The organism is Pseudomonas lini, assembly GCF_001042905.1.
GTDB lineage: Bacteria > Pseudomonadota > Gammaproteobacteria > Pseudomonadales > Pseudomonadaceae > Aquipseudomonas > Aquipseudomonas lini.
Genome location: NZ_JYLB01000015.1, coordinates 1 through 21,728, shown reverse-complemented (window position 1 = coordinate 21,728; position 21,728 = coordinate 1). Strand labels below are relative to the sequence as shown.

Genomic DNA, 21,728 nt, shown 5'->3' with positions numbered 1-21,728 from the left:
TTTGCCAGCGGTGCACGTCTTTTCTGACGAGCCTTCCAAGGCTACTGACGAGCACACCCACTGATTCCTCTCACGACGATCAGCCCAAGGCACCTTCTTGCGTGCCCGCTTATGAGCTATCCGAGGCCAATGACTGGCCGTCGCCGGATTCAGCGAAACACTTTCAAATAGTCGAATACTGATTGGTACTAACGTCAGTGGATTTTCGGCAGATACACTTCCCGACAGCGATTACGCAGACGACACCGGTCGAGCCGCACACCCTGCGCGCCTCAAACAACGACCCGCGTTTGGCCGCCCTTCGTTTTGGGTCCATTTCAGCGCAGATGACGAGAACGCCATGGCCGGGCTAATTCCCCAGAGCTTCATTGACGACCTTCTGAACCGCACCGACATCGTCGACGTGGTCAGCTCGCGCCTGCAAATGAAAAAAGCCGGCAAGAACTACACTGCCTGCTGCCCGTTTCACAAAGAGAAAACCCCCTCCTTCAGCGTCAGCCCCGACAAACAGTTCTATTACTGCTTCGGCTGTGGCGCTGGCGGTAACGCCCTCGGCTTCATGATGGACCATGACAACCTGGATTTCGTCCAGGCTGTCGAAGAGCTGGCCAAAGCCGCCGGCATGGAAATTCCCCGCGAAGAAAGCGGCCGGCCGCACAAACCGCGCCAGCCTACTGATTCGCCGCTGTATCCGCTGCTCACCGCTGCCGCCGACTTTTATCGTCAGGCCCTGAAAAACCATCCGTCGCGCAAAGCCGCCGTGGATTATTTGAAGGGTCGTGGACTAACGGGTGAAATCGCCCGGGATTTCGGCCTCGGCTTTGCCCCACCCGGCTGGGACAATCTGTACAAGCACTTGAGCAGCGATACCCTGCAGCAAAAGGCCATGATCGATGCCGGCCTGCTGATCGAGAACGCCGAAACCGGCAAGCGCTATGACCGCTTCCGCGATCGCGTGATGTTCCCGATTCGCGACAGTCGCGGGCGCATCATCGCCTTCGGCGGCCGAGTGCTGGGCGACGACAAGCCGAAATACCTGAACTCACCGGAAACCCCGGTATTCCATAAGGGCCAGGAACTCTACGGCCTTTATGAAGCACGCAAGAACAACCGCAACCTCGACGAAATCATCGTCGTCGAAGGCTATATGGACGTCATCGCCCTCGCCCAGCAAGGCCTGCGCAATGCCGTCGCAACCTTGGGCACCGCCACCAGCGAAGAGCACTTGAAGCGCCTGTTTCGCGTCGTGCCCAACGTACTGTTCTGCTTCGACGGCGACCAGGCGGGACGAAATGCCGCCTGGCGGGCGCTGGAGGCAACCCTGCCTTGCCTGCAGGACGGACGCCGGGCGCGCTTTCTGTTCCTGCCCGAAGGCGAGGACCCGGACACCTTGGTCCGCTCCGAGGGCACTGACGCCTTCCGCGCGCGAATCAATCAGCACGCCCAGCCGTTGGCCGATTACTTTTTTCAACAGTTGACCGAGGAATCGGACCCGCGCTCCCTCGAAGGCAAGGCCCACATGGCCACCCTCGCTGCGCCGCTGATCGACAAAGTCCCGGGCGCCAACCTGCGCATCTTGATGCGCCAGCGCCTGAGCGAAATTACCGGGCTTAGCGGTGAAGCCGTGAGCCAACTCGTGCAAAGCACGCCTCAGCCTCAGGAAGCGCCACCCGCTTACGATCCGGGCATCGATTACGACGCCATGCCGGATTACAGCGACTACCATCAGCCGCAGGCGCAAGAGATGTACGCGCCGCAGCAGGAATGGACGCCGAAAAAGCCTGGCGCAGGCGGCAAGAAGTGGGACAAGAAGCCGTGGGACAAGAACGGCAAACGTGGCGGCGATCGCGATCAACCGCGCGCGCCAAGGGTGCCGGCCGCTGTAGAGCCGCCCACCCTGGCCGCCTTGCGCACGCTACTGCATCACCCGCAACTGGCCGAGAAAGTCGAGGATGCCGGGCACTTCGCTGCCGAGGACCATACCAACACGCAACTGTTGGTCGCCCTGCTCGAAGCCGTACAGAAGAATCCCAAGCTAAACTCATTTCAACTGATTGCGCGTTGGCACGGCACCGAACAAGGCCGACTGCTCAAAGCGCTGGCAGAAAAGGAATGGCTGATTGATGGAGATAACCTTGAACAACAGTTTTTCGACACCATTACTAGCTTGTCAGCCCGCCAACGCGAGCGAAACCTGGAACAACTTCTTCGAAAAGCACGTCAAAGTGAATTGAGCACCGAAGAGAAAAATCAACTGCGCGACCTTTTAAGTCGCAATGTTTCCGCATCAAGCCCGACCTCAACTGGCGCGTGAGGTCATAGCTCAGGTATAATCCTCGGCTTGTTTTTTGCCCGCCAAGACCTTCAGTGGATAGGGTGTTATGTCCGGAAAAGCGCAACAGCAGTCTCGTATCAAAGAGTTGATCACACTTGGTCGTGAGCAGGGCTACCTGACTTACGCTGAGGTCAACGACCACCTGCCGGAGGATATTTCAGATCCGGAACAGGTGGAAGACATCATCCGCATGATTAATGACATGGGGATCAACGTATTCGAGGTTGCGCCAGATAAGGATTCCCTTATGCTGGCCGACGCCGATACCGACGAAGCCGCGGCCGAAGAGGCAGCAGCAGCGTTGGCAGCGGTCGAGACCGACATTGGTCGCACCACCGACCCAGTGCGCATGTACATGCGTGAAATGGGTACGGTAGAGCTCCTCACACGTGAAGGCGAAATCGAAATCGCCAAACGTATTGAAGAGGGCATCCGCGAAGTGATGGGCGCAATCGCGCACTTCCCTGGCACGGTTGACCATATTCTCTCCGAGTACACTCGCGTCACCACCGAAGGTGGCCGCCTGTCCGACGTCCTGAGCGGTTATATCGACCCGGACGACGGCATTGCGCCGCCTGCAGCCGAAGTGCCACCGCCTGTCGACCCGAAAGCAGCTCCAGCTGCCGACGACACCGACGACGATGACGCCGAAGCAAGCGATGACGAAGAAGAAGCCGAAAGCGGCCCGGATCCGGTCATCGCCGCACAGCGTTTTGGCGCTGTCTCCGATCAGATGGAAATCACCCGCAAGGCGCTGAAAAAGCACGGTCGTGGCAACAAGCTGGCAATCGCCGAGCTGATCGCCCTGGCTGAGCTGTTCATGCCGATCAAACTGGTGCCGAAGCAATTCGAAGGCCTGGTCGAGCGTGTTCGCAGTGCCCTGGATCGTCTGCGTCAGCAAGAGCGCGCGATCATGCAGCTGTGCGTTCGTGATGCCCGTATGCCGCGTGCCGACTTCCTGCGCCAGTTCCCGGGCAATGAAGTCGACGAAAGCTGGACCGATGCACTGGCCAAAGGCAAAAGCAAATACGCTGAAGCCATTGGTCGCCTGCAACCGGACATCATTCGTTGCCAGCAGAAGCTGACCGCGCTGGAAACCGAAACCGGTTTGACGATCGCCGAGATCAAGGACATCAACCGTCGCATGTCGATCGGTGAGGCCAAGGCCCGCCGCGCGAAGAAAGAGATGGTCGAAGCGAACTTGCGTCTGGTGATCTCCATCGCCAAGAAGTACACCAACCGTGGTCTGCAGTTCCTCGATCTGATCCAGGAAGGCAACATCGGTTTGATGAAAGCGGTAGACAAGTTCGAATACCGCCGCGGCTACAAATTCTCGACTTATGCCACCTGGTGGATCCGTCAGGCGATCACTCGCTCGATCGCCGACCAGGCCCGCACCATCCGTATTCCGGTGCACATGATCGAGACGATCAACAAGCTCAACCGTATTTCCCGGCAGATGCTGCAGGAAATGGGTCGCGAACCGACCCCGGAAGAGCTGGGCGAACGCATGGAAATGCCTGAGGACAAGATCCGCAAGGTATTGAAGATCGCTAAAGAGCCGATCTCCATGGAAACCCCGATCGGTGATGACGAAGATTCTCATCTGGGTGACTTCATCGAAGACTCGACCATGCAGTCGCCAATCGATGTCGCCACTGTTGAGAGCCTTAAAGAAGCGACTCGCGAAGTCCTGTCCGGCCTCACGGCCCGTGAAGCCAAGGTTCTGCGCATGCGCTTCGGTATCGACATGAATACCGACCACACCCTCGAGGAGGTTGGTAAGCAGTTCGACGTGACCCGTGAACGGATTCGTCAGATTGAAGCCAAGGCGCTGCGCAAGCTGCGCCACCCGACGAGAAGCGAGCATTTGCGCTCCTTCCTCGACGAGTGATCACAGAACCCCCGGCCCAGGCCGGGGGTTCTGCTTTATACAGATTAAATGCCCTGTACACCCCCCCCGCCGAATAGCCCGTCTACACTCGAAACATTCCCCCCAAGCCATAACGAGACCGTTATGCCCAGATGGCCGACCGTGCTTTTTTTGCTGTCGCTGATGACCTGGACCGCAACGGCTGGTGCGTTGACTCTTACCGACGAAGAACGTACCTGGCTGACGGCTCATCCGGAATTGCGCCTGGGCGTGGACGCGTCCTGGCCGCCGTTTGAATTTCGCGACGAACATGGGCGTTATCAGGGCCTGGCAGCGGACTACATCAACGTCATCCGTCAACGGCTGGCCATCAAACTCACGCCCATCGAGCCGGTCAGCTGGACCGAGGTCCTGAAACAGGCCAAACAAGGCAAGCTAGACATCTTGCCGGGCATCATGTCGACTCCCGAGCGTCAGACGTATCTATCGTTCACCCGCCCCTATCTCGACTTTCCGATTGTCATTCTGGCTCACGTCGGAGGTCCCCAACCGCGCAAACTCGAAGACCTGTACGGGCTGAAGATCGCCGTGGTGGAAAACTATGCCCCCCATGAACTATTGCGCACCCACCATCCCGACCTGAATCTGGTGGCGATGCCCAATGTCAGCTCGGCGCTGCAGGCGCTCGCCACCGACGCTGTGGACGCCGTAGTGGGCGATCTCGCCTCCAGTGTGTGGAGTCTGCGCCAGCTCAAGCTGGACGGGCTCTACGTCAGCGGTGAAACACCCTATCGCTACCAATTGGCGATGGCCGTGCCCCCGAACAACAAACTGCTGGTCAGCATCCTGGACAAAGTCCTGGCAGACATGACCCCGAGTGAAATCAGTTCCATCCAGGAACATTGGGTCGGCAACGTCCTGGACCATCGAACCTTCTGGCTGGACGCACTGAGTTACGGCCTGCCAGGATTACTGTTTCTGATGATCGTGCTGGCAGTGGTTATCCGGATCAACCGTCGACTCAGTTCGGAAATTGCCCGCCGGGTCGCTCTGGAACAGGAGCTGCGCAGCAGCGAATACCATTACCGCGGGCTGGTGGAGAGTCTTTCCGCCATTGCCTGGGAAGCCCGGATCAGCGACTACACCTACAGTTATGTGTCACCTCACGCTCAGGACCTCCTCGGTTATCCCCTGCCCCATTGGCTGATTCCGGGCTTCTGGCGCAACATCATCCACCCCGCGGATCTGACCCGGGCCCAGACCTTCTGCGACCGTGAAGTGGCGGCCGGGCGCGATCACAGCGTCGATTACCGGGTCATCACCGCTGATGGCCGCTGCCTGTGGGTCCGCGATATCGTCAGCCTGATCGAGCACGCCCATGAACCGGTACTGCGCGGGCTGATGATCGACATCAGCGAAGCCAAGCGCACCGAAGAGGCGCTGCGCCTGTCGGAACAGAAGTTCGCGTCGGTATTCCAGCAATGCCCGGATATTCTGGTAATTGCGCGGCTTTCTGACGGCTGCCTGCTGGAAGTCAACGAAGCGTTCGAAGAACAAATCGGCCTCAAGGCCGAAGACGTCATAGGCCAGACCGCCACCGACCTGAACATCTGGGGCGTACCCGGCGTGGGGCCGGGTTTGTTGCAGCGCTTGCAGGCAGGCAGCATCCGCAATCTGGAGATGCCCTTTCGCCGCAGCAATGGCCAGGTGTTTACTGGCCTGATATCCGCCGAGCCTTTCGATCTCGATACCACCCCGGCCCTGGTGGTCGTCGTGCGGGACATCAGTCAACTCAAGGAAACCCAGCAGCAGCTGCAAACCTCCGAAGAGAAGTTCGCCAAGGCCTTTCATGCCTCCCCCGACGGCTTGCTCCTGTCCCGGCAGAGCGACGGCTTGCTGTTGGAAGTCAACGAAGGCTTCAGCCGTATTACCGGTTTCAATAGCGCGATGTCCGTGGATCGGTCGGCCCTGGACCTGGGGATCTGGGTCAATCTCAACGAGCGCAAACAGATGCTCGAGCTGTTGCACCGGGATGGTTTCGTCCGCGACTTCAGTTGCCACATCCGCCGCAAAGACGGGCAAATCCGGCTCTGTGAGGTTTCAAGCAGGCCGTTGCCCATCGGCGATGAGGACTGCATGCTGACCATCGCCCGGGATATTACCGAGCGACACTTGATGCAGGAGAAACTGCAGCAGGCCGCCACGGTGTTCGAGAGCACTGCCGAGGGTGTATTGATCACTGACACCCAGCAGCACATCAGCGCAGTCAATCGTGCATTCACCGAAATTACTGGCTACAGCGAGAGCGAAGCGCTGGGCCATACCCCTCGCTTGCTCGCCTCGGGCCTGCATGACAGCGCATTTTATGCGGCGATGTGGCATCAATTGACCGCCGACGGTCATTGGCAAGGCGAGATTTCCAACCGGCGCAAGAATGGCGAGCTCTACCCGAGCTGGCTGACCATCAGCGCAGTGCGCAACCGGGATAAATTCATCACCCACTTTGTTGCGGTGTTCGCGGATATTTCCAGCCTCAAGCACGCGCAGGCCAAACTCGACTACCAGGCGCACCACGACCCGCTGACCGGCCTGCCAAACCGCACGCTGTTCGAAAGCCGACTGCTGAGCGCACTGAACAATCAGCAGGAAAACGGGGGCCAAGGCGCGGTGCTGTTCCTCGACCTGGACCGCTTCAAACACATCAACGACAGCCTCGGTCACCCGGTCGGCGACCTGCTGCTCAAAGGCATCGCCGTGCGCCTCAAGGAACAGTTGCGCGATATCGACACCGTAGCGCGGCTGGGTGGCGACGAATTCATCATCCTGCTCCCCGGCCTGCAACAGTCCAGCGATGCCGACAACATCGCCACCAAGCTCCTCAATTGCTTCTCCGCCCCTTTCCAGGCCGGCGAGCACGAGTTTTTCATCAGCGCCAGCATCGGCACCAGCCTCTACCCCAAGGACGGCTGCGACGTCGCCACACTGGTCAAGAACGCCGATGCTGCGATGTATCGCTCCAAGGCCAAGGGCCGTAACCGGGTTGAAAGCTACACCCGCGACCTCACCGCCCAAGCCAGCGAGCGCGTGGCGCTGGAACATGAACTGCGGCGCGCCATCGAGCGTAATGAGCTGTTTTTGTACTACCAACCCAAAATCAGTCTGGACGATCATCGAGTGGTGGGCGCAGAAGCGCTGATTCGCTGGCGTCACCCCAACTTCGGCGATGTACCCCCCGAGCACTTCATTCCCTTGGCCGAAGAAAACGGCATGATCCTGCAAATCGGCGATTGGGTACTTGAGACCGCCTGCCGACAGATGTACGAGTGGAATCAGGTCTATGAGTGCCTGGGCCCACTCTCAGTCAACCTTGCGGGCGCTCAACTGCGTCAGCCGAACCTGCTTGGCCGGATCGAGCAATTGCTCAAGGACAACCACCTCAAACCCGGCTTCCTGCAACTGGAAATCACTGAAAACTTCATCATGAGTCAGGCCGAAGAAGCGCTAGCGGTGCTGCATCAACTCAAACGCCTGGGTGTGCAACTGGCAATCGACGATTTCGGCACCGGTTATTCGTCCCTGAGCTACCTCAAACGCCTGCCGCTGGACATCCTCAAGATCGACCAATCGTTCGTCCGCGGCCTGCCGGACGACCCACACGACGCGGCCATTGTTCGCGCAATCATCGCCCTGGGCCGCAGCATGCAATTCACCGTCATCGCCGAGGGCGTCGAAACCCAGGCCCAGCAGCAATTCCTGGCTGCGGAGGGCTGTGAACAGATCCAGGGTTACATCGTCAGCCTGCCCTTGCCACCGGACGAATTCGCCGCGACGTTTCTTCGTACAGCCATATTGGATTTTTCGGATAGCACAGCCGAGAAACCATCGCTATAATCCGCGGCCTACTGAGGGCCTATAGCTCAGTTGGTTAGAGCAGGGGACTCATAATCCCTTGGTCGTAGGTTCGAGTCCTACTGGGCCCACCAAACAAATCAAAGGCTTACGCTTAACGGCGTAGGCCTTTTTTGTTGGGTACAGGTTTTCGTACCTATATAAAGTCTGTAAGGCGGGCCTGCCACCTGTCGGGACGCAGATTCCGCCGTGCTGGGCTACGAGCCGACAAGCTAATGGCGAATAGGTGGTGTCCTGCTACCCTGAATCTTTACCGCAGTCGGGCTTGCCGTCACCCCTGTCGCGTCTCCTAAAGATGGGTTGAGAGAGTCAAAAGCGCTTAAAAAGATTGCAGAGCAGTTAAGTGCTTACCTTAAGTAAAGCGTATCAAAATACGTTCGCCTCGCTCACTCGGGACCGCGTGCCTCGCGCCCCTTAGCTTAATCGTTAGACTGAACGTGCGAACCACAGTCAACGGTGAGAAGGAGTCCACACATCAAAGACCGTTTGCATCTTAGTCACCGCTTGTAGAAGATCATCGTCTTTTTGCACGAATGGATACGCGCATGAAGTTCGAGAAGACCACGCAGTACAGGTCCGAGGAAGGGATCGTCTTCAATCTGTCTCAAATCACCCTCATGGAAAGCGACCGAGGTCGCCTGCGCGAGCTGCACTTTAGCGAAGCGAAACGCGCCCATTACCAAGTCAACAGCATGGTCGTCGATATGTACGACCGAATGCAGGCTCGAAACCTGCCATGCCTGCTGACAGTCTGCATTTCCAATCCCCTGACCCGGCAGCAGGCCGATGCTATCAGCACTATGCGCGGCAACGTCGCCAAGGGAATTGCTGCGGCCTCAGGTGGCGTTGCCGGGAGGGTAGGTGCGTTGGGCGGGCCGCTCATTGGCTGGGCTTCAGGTGCAGTCGTGACGACAGGTGTCAACTGGTACCTCAAAGGGGCCCTGCCGAACCTGCATGCAGGTGACGTGCTGGTCAGCATCGAGGGAGAGGTCCATGGCGGGATTGGCCCACAGCGCTCTGTCGTGACGCTGGTCATCAAGGTCTGAGGAACTGCACATGCCCTACATCATGCAAACTGTCGTCCTTCTGGTGCTGGGCGCGATCCTCGTTCAGTTTCTGAAACCATACACGCTGCGCAAGTGGCTGGGTTTGGCGCTGCTGGCAACGGGCTTGGTCAGCATCTTCAAGGTTGGTGAGCAGCAGGTGCTGGGCTTTGAACTGGAGCTGCTAGCACTGCTGGCCGTGCCGCTGGGCGTGGTGCTTTTCCTGACGCGGCGGCGGTTCACGGAGGGGGACTGAAGCCCTGGCACGATTTCTCGGTGCCGTCTCTGACCCAAAATCATATGGGACAACAGTCGATCAACAGCGCGTTGATCGATGATCTTAGCGTTGGACCTTGCCGGCGGATGGGGGTCACTTTGAACATACTGGTAACTCCTAACGTAGGTTAGATGCCGCCAAAATCACTGTTAAATGATGGGTGGCGGCTGTAACGCAGGCCAGGTGCAGTCGGAAATGTGTAATGCCACATTGACCAGCCTCGCCAACTCTGCGGGCGCGGCGTAATTCTGATCCTAGACAGCACGGATCTAGCGCACATGAAAGGTCACCGCAATCGCCAACCTTTTAAGTCAGACTATACGCATGCCTTAGGCCAAGCCGCGTTTTGCTGCTCGATCTGTGAATGGAACGTGGTTTGGAGCTGCGAGAGAATTAGCCCGGGGGCACTACAGAAGATCGTGGGCGAAGACTGGTGACTCCTTCGCTGTAAAGGCTTGCGTGATCCGCCTTAGCTCGATTCGTGAACTCCCTGGTCAGCCGGTGCAAGTTCGGGGAACTCAACAAGCAGTGCCTTGTTACCCCTGGCGATGTGCTCCATCACCGCCAAGGCGATGTTTTCACGCACCATCCCGACCGAGACGTAGTACATGGCCCAGGCTTGTTCGGGCGCGCAGTGGCCAATCTGCTCCTCAATTTCCTTGTAGGCTTTGTATTCATCCGACTCCAAGTAGCACTGGCAATCACCCTGGTACATGATTTTTCTCCTTCCCTAGAACCTCTGTGACAACCCCTAAGTCAGTCGGTTGATAAGGGCTGCTCTTGCTCCCTACGTGATTACCAGTGCTCCAAATTGGCAAGCCGAAAAATCCAGAAAAGCCACGTGCAGGCCAAACCGAAATAGATCAACCTCCTTTTAAATTATAAACTCACATCATACTTACGGAGCAATTCTTCAATACGGCTCAACCGCTGATCATTAAAGACAATTGACTGGTTATCCAGCGACATAAAGCCATTTGCAATGAGCGCTTCATATCGCTCAGTCATTTTTATCAGCACTACCAACTCTTTAATTTCGCTTTTAATTTCTCTGTAAATCCCCATAGCACCCTCATATAAAATAAAGACCCCCATAGAACAACAAAGACGACACCCCAGTCAGATCACGTACCACTCTTCACTTTGGTCCAAATCCGAGTGCGGATTCGTTCCAACTTCAATGGCAGCGGCTCAAGTGGAACAAGTGTAGCAACGGTCTTTGGGTCTGGATAAATCCAAGCATTGTCACGCAGCTTCCGCTCAACAAACTCATAGGCATCTTTATTAGCGTTAGGATACAGAGTGTGGTTTGAAGTCTTGGCAATAACTTCTGGTCGCAACATATAATTAATAAACGCCATCCCCTCCTTTGGATGGGGAGCATCTTTTAACAGAACCAGATTTTCCGACCAAACCAGCGCTCCCTCGCGAGGAAGGCTGTAGGCAATCTTGCGTCCAGTGTTGGCCTTCTCGTTGATGGCCTGCGCAGCGAGGGCACCATTAGCCCATCCCACAACTGCACAAATATTGCCATCAGCCAGGTCAGAGTCGATTTTGGATGAGTCGAAATAGAGGACGTAGGGACGGATTTTTAACAGTAGGGCTTGAGCCTTCTGGTAATCATCCGGATTCTTACTGTTGCTAGGGAGCCCAAGGTAATGCAAAGCAATCGAAATGATCTCACTTGGAGAGTCGAGCATTGCCACACCACACGACTTGAGTTTGCTGATGTTTTCTTCTTTGAAGATCAAATCCCAGCTATTCACCGGAGCATCATCACCCAATGCCGCTTTGACTTTAGCAACGTCATAACCAATGCCGGTGGTACCCCATAAATAGGGCACAGCGTAGCGGTTACCAGGATCATTGACCGCTAGCTGGGACAAAATATCAGGATCGATATGTGACAAATTACTCAGTTGATTACGATCCAACGGCTGAAGTACTCCCGCCTGGATCAGGCTTGGCAGCACATTGGAGGTAGCCACAACCACGTCATACCCCGTGCGCCCAGCCATCACTTTACTCTGCATGATTTCGGCACTGTCGAACGCATCCATATGAATTCGGCTGCCGGTTTCCTGCTCAAACTCCTCTGGAGTTTCCGGTGCGATAAGCCCGAACCAGTTGTACAGATACACCCCAGGCTCTACAGCCCCCACTGATGTGCTGATCCCTGCACAGAGAAGCGAGGCTGCAAAAAGGGTTCGCAAAGGTGATTTGCTCATACAACTATCCTTGTCAAGACGACATGCCCTCATGGCCATCGTGAATCCTGATCGTGAATATACCCGGCATTGACGAATAGTAAATACCTACGAATACTTACCCGCGACCTACGAATCCCTAACCCTAAAGGGGTAGAAAATGCCACTCGACCTTCATAGCCTGGCTTGGCATCGATCAATTGGAAAGCTGATCATGCAGTTGAATCGCCCAGAATTCTGGAGTTCACTTATTCGTACCTTAAATGAATATGTGCAGATCGATAACTGGGTGGTGTTAATATTCAGCAATCAACAAGTGCAAGTTGTTAGTCTTCCTGAAGTAGCAGACACAGAAGAGGTAGATGCATTCATTCATCGCTACGTGAAGGGACTTTATATGCTCGATCCATTTTATATAGCTAATCGAGAAAACCCACAGAGCGGTTTCTTTCATATGCTGGATATTGCACCCGAGCACTTCCTTGAAACTGAGTACTATCATCAATATTTCGCACAGTACATTTCTGTAGATGAAGCACAGTACAATGTCCAGCTCGACTCCGATAGAACGCTATGCATTTCCTTTGGCAGTAACGCCCGCTTTAACCAAGAGCAAATAACAATACTTGATATTATCAAACCATGGGTAACTGCATTAATGCATCAACGCATGTGCTTTGAGGTTGACGTAGAAAAAGATCTCCCAGAACCGACTCTATGGCCAGAAACGATTCTCCAGCTTGGCACACAAATAACAACGCGCGAAAAGGACGTTCTCCAATTATTACTCAGCGGATTCTCTAACAAAGAGATAGCAGGAAAACTTTCCTTGTCGGCAGAAACAATAAAAGTTCATCGCCGAAATATTTACGCTAAATTGAACATCAAATCACAACCCGAATTATTTGCTCGATTCTTTATGCCAAAACAGGATATCTGCCCTACAAATTGAAGTCAGCGCCTGGCACTTTTCAGGCCCAAACACTCAACGATGGAATGGCTTGCACAGGCCGCAACCGCTCAAGCATTTCCCCCGTCAACACGACTTCATAAGTATCCGCCGGCCGCCCCCACTGCTCCACAATGACCATGCCGTCTACCAGCGCCGCGCCCAAGCCGGTAATCGTGTCGGCCAATGCCTCTACGATTTGTTGGGTCCGCAACCACACACGATCAGTAATCTCTTTAAGCTCGGCAGTTATGCGCTCGGACGACGCTGGATCCGTATCGGGGTAGGAGATATTTCGCAACAAGTGCCGTAACTCCCTTACTTTTGCGTAATCCTGTTCCGCCCCAAGTTCTCCATTCAGGATGGCTGTCGCTTTCGTTTTATCGACGAGTTTCCTGGCTGAATGCTTTGCAGGTAAGGTCTGACTCATAGCGCCAGCAAAAAGGACTATCAACCGACCTTCCAAATGTTCCTTCATTTCTTCTATCGAGGAAATTGACCGCGTCAAGATAATGGAAGCCCCGGCCTGATGCCTCAAGTCCATGGTGACTTTCAGCGTCACATCACCCGTTTCAAAGCCCAAGGCTCGGGCAACCACGTAGTGCCCCATTTCGTGATTCGCAATCTGCAATGCATGATCCCGTATAGCGGGAGGCATTTTCTTCATCATTCCCATCATCTCCCGTCACAGCCCTGCGTTGCGTATTCGACTATGAGAGTAACGGCTCGTGTCCATGCTATCGATGTAGAGCCCGCTCCGCATCATTACTCCAGCCATTCCGCCAGCTTAAATCAGCCATTAACCATTTCGTTACATCAGTGTCCTGGTAACCCGACCGAGGCGTATCTGATGATCCGAAAAAGGAATTTTTATGGTTGATGTCACGCGTCGTTCAATCATGGGGTTTGCTGCCGCCCTGCCCTTTCTGGCGCACACACCGTGGGTTCGCGCGCAGAGCCCGACGGTCGCCGAGCCCGTTCCGTCCGATGAAGTGCTGATCAACTTCAATGAAAGCCCGTGGGGGCCTGTGCCTGCTGCCCGGCAAGCGATGGAACGAGGGATCGCCTTATGCGGGCGCTACCCCTATAAAACCCAATATAAACTCAATGCCCTGTTCGCCCGCCAACAAGGCGTGCCGGAAGAGTACGTTCAGACTTATAGCGGCTCCAAAGCAGCCCTGCAGCACGCGGTGCACGCTTTTACACAAAACGGGAGTCTGGTGGTCGCTACGCCCTCCTACGAAGATCCCGTTGAAGCGGCGCGCGGCAGAAAAGTCTCGGTGCATGAAGTGCCGCTCAATATTCAACACGCCCACGACGTTCAAGGGATGCTGGCGGCTGACTCGAATGCCGGATTGATCTACCTGTGCAATCCGAATAATCCGACAGGCACAATCACCCCGCGCGCGGACATCGAACGGGCGCTCGCCGAGAAGCCCAAAGGCTCGATCCTGTTGGTTGATGAGGCCTACCTCGACTTTTCGGATGAGCCTACCTGCATTCCGCTGGTCAAGGATCACCCTGAGCTGCTGGTGCTGCGCACGTTCTCCAAGATCTATGGCATGGCCGGTGCCCGCCTCGGCGTGGCGGTGGGTCATCCGGCATTGCTTGAGCAACTGGAAGTGTTCGGCAATTACAACGTGCCAGCCGTCTCGACATTGCTGGGCGGGATTGCCAGCCTTGAGGACGCCGAACTGTTGCCCCAGCGAAAACAGAACAATGCCCGACTGCGTGATGAGACCAGCGCCTGGCTAAAAACACGCGGTTTTCGCTGCACGGCATCGCAGGCGAACTGCTTCATGATTGATGTCCGGCGCCCGGCAGACGAAGTCGTGAAAGCACTTGCCGATCGCGGTGTGCGGATTGGTCGGGTGTGGCAGAGCTGGCCGACCTGGGTTCGAGTCAGTGTGGGTACAGATGAGCAGATGCGGCGGTTTCGTGAGGCGTTTGCGCAGGTCACCCAAGACTAAAAGGACGAAGGTGGGACTGGTTCAGACAACCGCCACGAGCACCGCGCAGGATGTGCCTGTAACATGCCTGCCCATTGATCTGTGCCGCTGGAGATGCCCCTTTGCCTGACACCCGCCCGCCCGTTCTCGACGAAATCGACCGCCAATTGATCGCGGCCTTGCAGATCAATGCCCGCGAAAGCGTGGCCATGCTCGCCCGGCAACTGGGTATCGCCCGCACCACCGTCACTTCACGCCTGGCGCGGCTGGAAAAGGCCAAAGTGATCACCGGTTATGGTGTGCGTCTGGGGCAGCGCGTGGTGGATGGCGGATTGCAGGCGTACGTCGGGATTACGGTGCAACCGCGGTCCGGCAAGGAAGTGCTGCGGCGTCTCAGCGCCATGGCGCAGGTTCAGCAGTTGTGTGCGGTGAGTGGCGAATTTGATTATGTGGCATGGTTGCGCACCGACTCGCCGGAGCAACTGGATCAGTTGCTGGATCAGATTGGCAGTGTGGATGGCGTGGAGAAGACGACGACTTCGATCATCTTGAGTAGCAAGATTGATCGGGGGCAGCCGGTTTGAGTTTCCGCCGTTAGGTCTTGGGTATCTGGTCGGGCCTCTTCGCGGGCAAGCCTCGCTCCTACAGACTAATTTCGTCGTAACGCCGCGCTGTGTCGTCACAATGTGTAGACGCAAAGCAAAATGACGACACATTGCGTCTTATTAACGTGTTCTACGCTCTCTAGAATGGCTGCCATCTTTTCCTATACTCAGACGCGCACTCTGCGTCAGGTCGCCAGCAAGGTCAGCCATGAACAAGAACAATCGCCATCCTGCAGACGGTAAAAAACCGGTCACCGTTTTCGGCCCGGACTTTCCTTTCGCCTTCGACGACTGGATCGAACACCCGGCCGGGCTGGGCAGCATTCCTGCGCAGAACCATGGCGCCGAAGTGGCGATAGTCGGGGCTGGCATTGCAGGCCTGGTGGCCGCCTACGAATTGATGAAGCTGGGTCTTAAACCCGTCGTCTACGAAGCCTCGAAGATGGGTGGCCGTCTGCGCTCACAGGCCTTCAACGGCGCTGAAGGCATCATCGCCGAACTCGGCGGCATGCGTTTCCCGGTGTCTTCGACCGCGTTTTATCACTACGTCGACAAGCTCGGCCTCCAGACCAAACCCTTCCCGAACCCGCTGACACCTGCGTCGGGCAGCACGGTGATCGATCTGGAAGGCAAAACTCATTACGCACAGAAATTGGCGGATCTTCCTGCACTGTTCCAGGAAGTTGCTGACGCCTGGGCGGATGCTCTGGAAGCCGGCTCGCAGTTCTCCGATATCCAGCAAGCGATCCGTGACCGCGACGTGCCGCGCCTCAAGGAACTGTGGAACACCTTGGTGCCGCTGTGGGACGACCGCACGTTCTATGATTTCGTCGCCACCTCCGAAGCCTTCGCCAAGCTCTCGTTCCATCACCGCGAAGTGTTCGGCCAGGTCGGTTTCGGTACTGGCGGCTGGGACTCGGACTTCCCCAACTCGATGCTGGAAATCTTCCGTGTGGTGATGACCAACTGCGACGATCACCAGCACTTGGTGGTCGGCGGAGTGGAACAAGTGCCGCTGGGCATCTGGCGCCATGTGCCGGAGCGTTGCGTGCATTGGCCTGAAGGCACCAGTCTCAGTTCGTTGCACAGTGGCGCGCCGCGCTCCGGCGTGAAAAAAATTGCCCATGCACCGAACGGGCGTTTTACCGTTACCGATAACTACGGCGACACCCGTGAATATGCAGCAGTACTGACCACCTGCCAGAGCTGGCTGCTGACCACCCAGATCGAATGCGACGAAAGCCTGTTCTCGCAAAAGATGTGGATGGCCCTGGACCGCACCCGCTACATGCAATCATCGAAGACTTTCGTGATGGTCGATCGCCCATTCTGGAAGGACAAAGACCCTGAAACCGGTCGCGACCTGATGAGCATGACCCTCACCGATCGCCTGACACGCGGCACTTACCTTTTCGACAACGGCGACGACAAGCCAGGGGTGATTTGCCTGTCGTACTCGTGGATGAGCGACGCGCTGAAAATGCTCCCGCACCCGGTGGAAAAACGCGTAAAACTGGCACTGGACGCATTGAAGAAGATCTACCCGAAAGTCGACATCGCCGCGCGGATCATCGGCGATCCGATCACCGTGTCGTGGGAAGCCGACCCGCATTTCCTCGGGGCCTTTAAAGGCGCCCTGCCCGGCCACTACCGCTACAACCAGCGCATGTACGCGCACTTCATGCAGGACGACATGCCGGCCGAGCAACGCGGAATTTTCATCGCCGGCGACGACGTTTCGTGGACGCCGGCCTGGGTCGAAGGCGCGGTGCAGACCTCGCTCAACGCGGTGTGGGGGATCATGAAACACTTCGGCGGTGAAACTCACGCCGAAAACCCGGGTCCAGGAGATGTGTTCAACGAAATCGGTCCGATCGCCCTGCCCGAGTAAGAGGAATCCGAAATGCGCGTAGCCCTTTACCAATGCCCACCGCTGCCCCTGGATGTCGCAGGTAATCTGCAACGCCTGCATCAACTGGCGCTGGAGGCCAAGGGCGCAGACTTGCTGGTGCTGCCGGAGATGTTCCTGACCGGCTACAACATCGGCATCGATGCCGTCAGCGTACTGGCGGAGGTGCACAACGGTGAATCGGCGCAGCAAATCGCGCGCATTGCCAAAGCGACGGGGATCGCCATTTTGTATGGCTACCCGGAGCGCACCGAAGACGGGCAGATCTACAACGCCGTGCAGTTGATCGACGCCAATGGCGAGCGGTTGTGCAACTACCGCAAGACTCACTTGTTCGGCGACCTCGATCACTCGATGTTCAGCGCCGGGCCGGATGAGTTTCCGCTGATTGAACTCAACGGCTGGAAGCTAGGCTTTTTGATCTGCTACGACCTGGAGTTCCCGGAGAACGCCCGGCGTCTGGCATTGGCCGGCGCCGAACTGATTCTGGTGCCGACGGCGAACATGATTCCCTACGATTTCATCGCCGACGTCACCGTCCGCGCACGGGCCTTCGAAAACCAGTGTTATGTGGCCTACGCCAACTACTGCGGGCACGAAGGCGAGATCCAGTATTGCGGCCAAAGCAGCATCGCCGCACCGGATGGCAGCCGCATCGCCCAGGCCGGACTTGATGAAGCGCTGATTGTCGGTGAACTGGATCGTCAGCTGATGATCGATTCCCGCGCCGCCAATCGCTACTTCCTCGACCGCCGTCCTGAGCTATACGGCGAGCTGAACAAGCCCTAATCCGCTAGCATTAGCGCTTCTCTGTTCTGGAAGTGCTCATGCCTGCGCTGAATCACCCTCGCCTCCACACTGAAACCCTCGCCAATGGCCTGCGGGTGACGCTGCGTCATGCTCCCGATTTGAAGCGCTGCGCCGCCGCGTTGCGGGTCGATGCCGGCAGTCACGACGTGCCACTGGCCTGGCCGGGGCTGGCGCACTTTCTTGAGCATTTGCTGTTCCTGGGTACAGAGCGCTTTCCCGCAGAGCAAGGGCTGATGGCCTACGTACAAAGTCATGGCGGGCAGGTGAATGCGCGAACCAGCGAACGTACGACGGACTTCTTTTTCGAGCTGCCACCTCAGGCGTTTAGGGATGGACTGGAGCGTCTGTCAGACATGCTCGCTCATCCGCGTATGAATCCGGACGATCAGCGGCGGGAACGGGAAGTGCTCCACGCCGAATTTGTCGCCTGGTCGCGGGATGCGACAGCTCAGCAGCAATTTGCTTTGTTCGACGGGCTCGCGGCGGCTCATCCGTTGCGGGCGTTTCATGCGGGAAACCGTTACAGCCTGCCGGTGCCGCAGCCCGAATTCCAGCAAGCGTTGAAGGGTTTCTATCAGCAGTTTTATCAGACCGGGCAGATGACACTGAGCCTGGCCGGGCCACAGAATCTCGATGAATTGAAGGGGATGGCTCAGGCGTTTGCCGCTGCTATTACCCCCGGCGAAAAAGTCTCTCAGGCAAAATCCACCCCGTTGATGGATTCTTCAGATAATAGTTATCAACAGGCTGGAGAACGTCGGCTTGATCTGCTGTTCGCCTTCGAAGCACTGCCCGACTCATCGCCCGAAGCGCTGGCCTTCCTGTGCCACTGGCTGAATGCCGAAAAACCCGGCGGCCTGTTGGCGCAGCTGCGAGAGCATGGGCTGGCGGACAATCTGAAAGCCGCGTCGCTCTATCACTACGCTGACCAAGCCTTGCTGCACATCGAATTCACACGGCCCGCCCATGCCACCCAACCGGCCAACGTGATCCGCGATCGGCTCCTGGATTGGCTGGGCTTTTTTGCCTCTCATCAGGATTGGGCCGAATTGCGCGAAGAATATGCAGCTCTGCTGCAGCGCCAACAGCAAGTCAGCAGCGCCTTGCAACTGGCCCGACGAGACAGCGAACAGCTTGAACCCGAGTTATTCGAACAGGGCGTTGTCGCCCTCAAGGCAATCCTCAAACAAATTGGCGCTGTGGATAACTTCACCGGCCAGTGGCAACTGCCGACCCCCAACCCGTTTTTGCGCGCCGAGACTCCACCCTCGAATGCCGGATTGATTCGCGGCCAGACCAGCGCCCATCGCGGCCTGCGGACTTTTGCCCAGGATCGCTCACGCAGTCGCCGCGAACGATCGCCGATGCAATTCAGCCAGGCGCTGCCGGATAACACGGATGAAGGTGCGGTTTATCTGCGCTGGCGTCTGGAGTTCGCACCTCACGATCGCCTTCAGTCGAATCTGGAGAGCCGCCTGCGAATGCTGCGCGAAGATGCGCGTCAGGCCGGTGTCGACTTTTCCTTCAGCGCTTCGGGCAATGAATGGCTGCTGAAGATGACGGGCCTGCAGGAACCGATGCCGACAGTCCTCGAACATGCGCTGAAAGAACTGACAAAACCTGATGCCGATTTCTCACAGGAAGAGTCGGCGGCCATTGCGTTGATGCCGATTCGACAGCTTCTCAAGGCATTGCCTGATCTATGCCTTGAGCACACCGAAGCCTCAGATGAGTTGCAGCAACTCTGGTCGGGCGCACGCTGGGATGGCCTGGCGATAGGCCTGTCTGCCCAGACTCAAGCGGCGATGGGGCTTGCCTTGAGTCGTATTCCCGGCACTGCGGACAGTCAACTGACGCCGTCTCCGTCGATTCGCTCGCAGCATCTGTGGAACTCCGTCGATACCGGCTCCAGCGAACACGCGCTGTTACTCTTTTGTCCGACGGCAACCCATGACATCGTCGATGAAGCTGCCTGGCGTTTGCTCGCACACATGTGCCAGACGCCGTTCTACCAGCGCCTCAGGGTAGAGCTGCAACTCGGATACGCCGTGTTCAGCGGACTACGCCAGATAAACGGTCACGCCGGGCTGCTGTTCGGCGTGCAATCGCCGAGCGTCGCGCCTCTGGATTTGCTGGAGCACATCGAACAGTTCCTCAGCGAATTGGAAGGGATGATCGAAAGCATCGATGACGCGACCTACATCGATCAGCGCCAAGCTCTGGCCGATCAATTCGACAACACCGCCCTGCCCAACGCCCAGGCCGCCGAACTGCTCTGGCAAGGCAAACTGGCCGGCCATTCGTCTGACTACCTGAATCGTCTGCCTCAGGCAATTCTGATGATCGACCGTGAAGCCTTGCTGGCGGCGGCACAACGACTGAATCGGGCCGACGGCGGATGGCGCTGCCTGGCCAACGGAACGTGCCCCACTGAGCTTTGGCAAGTGGCAAAATGATCATTACCGGTGCTGCAATTAGCTTTCTCAAAGATTCGTGGCCAATCGCTCTGTAATTTTGAGTAACATAGCCGCCTAACTATCTGAACATCTCCGACTGGAGGTGGACTATATGTATAGGTCTCAACTGTCCCATCCACCTGAAGGAGCGCTTCTATGTCCTGGTCCAAACCTGCTTACACCGACCTGCGTATCGGCTTCGAAGTCACCATGTACTTCGCAAGCCGCTAAGCTCTGCCGTCTGGTAGAGAATGCAGTGCTACGCCTCGGCTCGCCGGGGCGTTTTTATTTTCAGCTTTCAATGATGGAGCGGCCATGTTTGTCCAGATTCTAGGTTCCGCCGCCGGCGGCGGTTTCCCCCAGTGGAACTGCAACTGCGTGAATTGCGCAGGTTTTCGCGACGGCAGCCTGCGGGCCGAGGCGCGTACCCAGTCGTCCATCGCGATTTCCGATGACGGCGTGAACTGGGTGCTGTGCAATGCTTCGCCGGACATCCGCGCCCAGCTCCAGAACTTCGCTCCAATGCAGCCAGGTCGCGCGCTGCGTGACACCGGCATCAGTGCAATCATCCTGATGGACAGCCAGATCGATCACACCACCGGCCTGCTCAGCCTGCGCGAAGGTTGCCCGCATCAGGTCTGGTGCACCGACATGGTCCACGAAGATTTGAGCACCGGTTTCCCGTTGTTCACCATGCTGACTCACTGGAATGGCGGGTTGAACTGGAACCGTATCGAACTCGATCAGAGCTTCACCGTCCCGGCCTGCCCGAACCTGCGCTTCACCCCGCTGCCCCTGCGTAGCGCCGCACCACCGTACTCGCCGCATCGGTTCGACCCGCACCCGGGCGACAACATCGGCCTGATCGTCGAAGACCTGAGCACCGGCGGTAAACTGTTCTATGCACCGGGCCTGGGCAAGGTCGACGTAGCGCTGATGAAAATCATGGCCAGCAGCGATTGCCTGTTGGTGGATGGCACGATGTGGGACGACGACGAAATGCAGCGCCGTGGTGTCGGCACGCGCACTGGCCGGGAGATGGGTCACCTGGCGCAGAACGGCCCCGGCGGCATGCTCGAAGTACTGGAACAGTTGCCCAAGCAGCGCAAAGTACTTATCCACATCAACAACACCAACCCGATTCTCGACGAGGATTCGCCGGAGCGCGCGGAGCTGGTTCGGCGCGAGGTTGAAGTGGCGTATGACGGCATGAGTATTGTGTTGTAGCGGACGGCCTCTTCGCGGGCAAGCCTCGCTCCTACAGAGATAGCGCTATCTCTGTAGGAGCGAGGCTGTTGTGGTCGAATGTTTTTAGACCATGATGTAGGAGCGTCGATCTAAGGAAGCATCATGGGTTATCGGGTTGTAACGTCAGAGGAAAAAGCAGAAGCCATTCGCTTGGTTGT

At 57.0% G+C, this 21,728-nt stretch carries 17 protein-coding genes and 1 tRNA gene; 14 read left to right on the top strand and 4 right to left on the bottom strand.

The window, feature by feature from the left end:
• Window positions 1–340 precede the first annotated feature (340 nt).
• The 6 genes from dnaG (at window position 341) to TU81_RS28460 (ending at window position 9,416) form a co-directional block, all read left to right on the top strand.
• Window positions 341–2,314: a DNA primase gene (dnaG, locus tag TU81_RS28485; RefSeq protein WP_038981227.1), complete on the top strand. Its 1,974-nt coding sequence runs from the start codon at window positions 341–343 to the stop codon at window positions 2,312–2,314.
• Between the two features lie 67 nt (window positions 2,315–2,381).
• Window positions 2,382–4,229, top strand: coding sequence for an RNA polymerase sigma factor RpoD (rpoD, locus tag TU81_RS28480; RefSeq protein ID WP_038981225.1), 1,848 nt, complete (start codon window positions 2,382–2,384; stop codon window positions 4,227–4,229).
• A 123-nt stretch (window positions 4,230–4,352) separates the two neighbouring features.
• Entirely contained in the window at window positions 4,353–8,099 is a 3,747-nt protein-coding gene (locus TU81_RS28475) for a bifunctional diguanylate cyclase/phosphodiesterase (protein WP_038981223.1), read from the top strand.
• Window positions 8,100–8,114: 15 nt separating this feature from the next.
• Window positions 8,115–8,191, top strand: a tRNA-Ile gene (locus tag TU81_RS28470).
• Window positions 8,192–8,662: 471 nt separating this feature from the next.
• Window positions 8,663–9,163: a hypothetical protein gene (locus TU81_RS28465; protein ID WP_048397806.1), complete on the top strand. Its 501-nt coding sequence runs from the start codon at window positions 8,663–8,665 to the stop codon at window positions 9,161–9,163.
• Window positions 9,164–9,173: 10 nt separating this feature from the next.
• Entirely contained in the window at window positions 9,174–9,416 is a 243-nt protein-coding gene (locus TU81_RS28460; protein WP_048397804.1) for a hypothetical protein, read from the top strand.
• 490 nt (window positions 9,417–9,906) lie between these two features.
• Here TU81_RS28460 and TU81_RS28455 read toward each other — a convergent pair whose 3' ends face one another.
• The 3 genes from TU81_RS28455 to TU81_RS28445 form a co-directional block, all read right to left on the bottom strand.
• Window positions 9,907–10,152 carry a hypothetical protein gene (locus TU81_RS28455; RefSeq protein WP_038981217.1) on the bottom strand — a complete coding sequence of 82 codons (246 nt, stop codon included), beginning with the start codon at window positions 10,150–10,152 and terminating at the stop codon, window positions 9,907–9,909.
• A 164-nt stretch (window positions 10,153–10,316) separates the two neighbouring features.
• Window positions 10,317–10,502, bottom strand: a complete 186-nt coding sequence (locus TU81_RS28450; protein WP_038983593.1) for a hypothetical protein — start codon at window positions 10,500–10,502, stop codon at window positions 10,317–10,319.
• A gap of 59 nt (window positions 10,503–10,561) precedes the next feature.
• Window positions 10,562–11,665 carry a polyamine ABC transporter substrate-binding protein gene (locus TU81_RS28445; RefSeq protein ID WP_048397803.1) on the bottom strand — a complete coding sequence of 368 codons (1,104 nt, stop codon included), beginning with the start codon at window positions 11,663–11,665 and terminating at the stop codon, window positions 10,562–10,564.
• A 139-nt stretch (window positions 11,666–11,804) separates the two neighbouring features.
• Between TU81_RS28445 and TU81_RS28440 the strand changes: the two genes are divergently transcribed.
• Window positions 11,805–12,596 carry a helix-turn-helix domain-containing protein gene (locus tag TU81_RS28440; protein WP_038981213.1) on the top strand — a complete coding sequence of 264 codons (792 nt, stop codon included), beginning with the start codon at window positions 11,805–11,807 and terminating at the stop codon, window positions 12,594–12,596.
• Between the two features lie 19 nt (window positions 12,597–12,615).
• On the opposite strand, the gene TU81_RS28435 is transcribed toward TU81_RS28440, so the two are convergent.
• Entirely contained in the window at window positions 12,616–13,263 is a 648-nt protein-coding gene (locus TU81_RS28435; RefSeq protein WP_082157894.1) for a zinc metalloprotease, read from the bottom strand.
• 202 nt (window positions 13,264–13,465) lie between these two features.
• Here TU81_RS28435 and ptaA point away from each other — a divergent pair, with 202 nt between their 5' ends.
• From ptaA to pqqB, 7 genes are all read left to right on the top strand, one after another.
• On the top strand, window positions 13,466–14,563 hold the full coding sequence (gene ptaA, locus TU81_RS28430) for a pyoverdine biosynthesis transaminase PtaA (protein WP_038981211.1): 1,098 nt from the start codon (window positions 13,466–13,468) through the stop codon (window positions 14,561–14,563).
• A gap of 101 nt (window positions 14,564–14,664) precedes the next feature.
• On the top strand, window positions 14,665–15,126 hold the full coding sequence (locus TU81_RS28425; protein ID WP_007980298.1) for an Lrp/AsnC family transcriptional regulator: 462 nt from the start codon (window positions 14,665–14,667) through the stop codon (window positions 15,124–15,126).
• A gap of 229 nt (window positions 15,127–15,355) precedes the next feature.
• Window positions 15,356–17,038: a flavin monoamine oxidase family protein gene (locus TU81_RS28420; protein WP_048397802.1), complete on the top strand. Its 1,683-nt coding sequence runs from the start codon at window positions 15,356–15,358 to the stop codon at window positions 17,036–17,038.
• 12 nt (window positions 17,039–17,050) lie between these two features.
• Window positions 17,051–17,845, top strand: coding sequence for a carbon-nitrogen hydrolase family protein (locus TU81_RS28415; protein ID WP_048397800.1), 795 nt, complete (start codon window positions 17,051–17,053; stop codon window positions 17,843–17,845).
• Between the two features lie 38 nt (window positions 17,846–17,883).
• On the top strand, window positions 17,884–20,322 hold the full coding sequence (pqqF, locus tag TU81_RS28410) for a pyrroloquinoline quinone biosynthesis protein PqqF (RefSeq protein ID WP_048397798.1): 2,439 nt from the start codon (window positions 17,884–17,886) through the stop codon (window positions 20,320–20,322).
• A gap of 156 nt (window positions 20,323–20,478) precedes the next feature.
• Window positions 20,479–20,553, top strand: a complete 75-nt coding sequence (gene pqqA, locus TU81_RS30000; protein WP_009045898.1) for a pyrroloquinoline quinone precursor peptide PqqA — start codon at window positions 20,479–20,481, stop codon at window positions 20,551–20,553.
• Window positions 20,554–20,637: 84 nt separating this feature from the next.
• Window positions 20,638–21,549 (top strand): pyrroloquinoline quinone biosynthesis protein PqqB, encoded by a 912-nt coding sequence (pqqB, locus tag TU81_RS28405; RefSeq protein WP_048397792.1) that lies wholly within the window; start codon window positions 20,638–20,640, stop codon window positions 21,547–21,549.
• Window positions 21,550–21,728 lie beyond the last annotated feature (179 nt).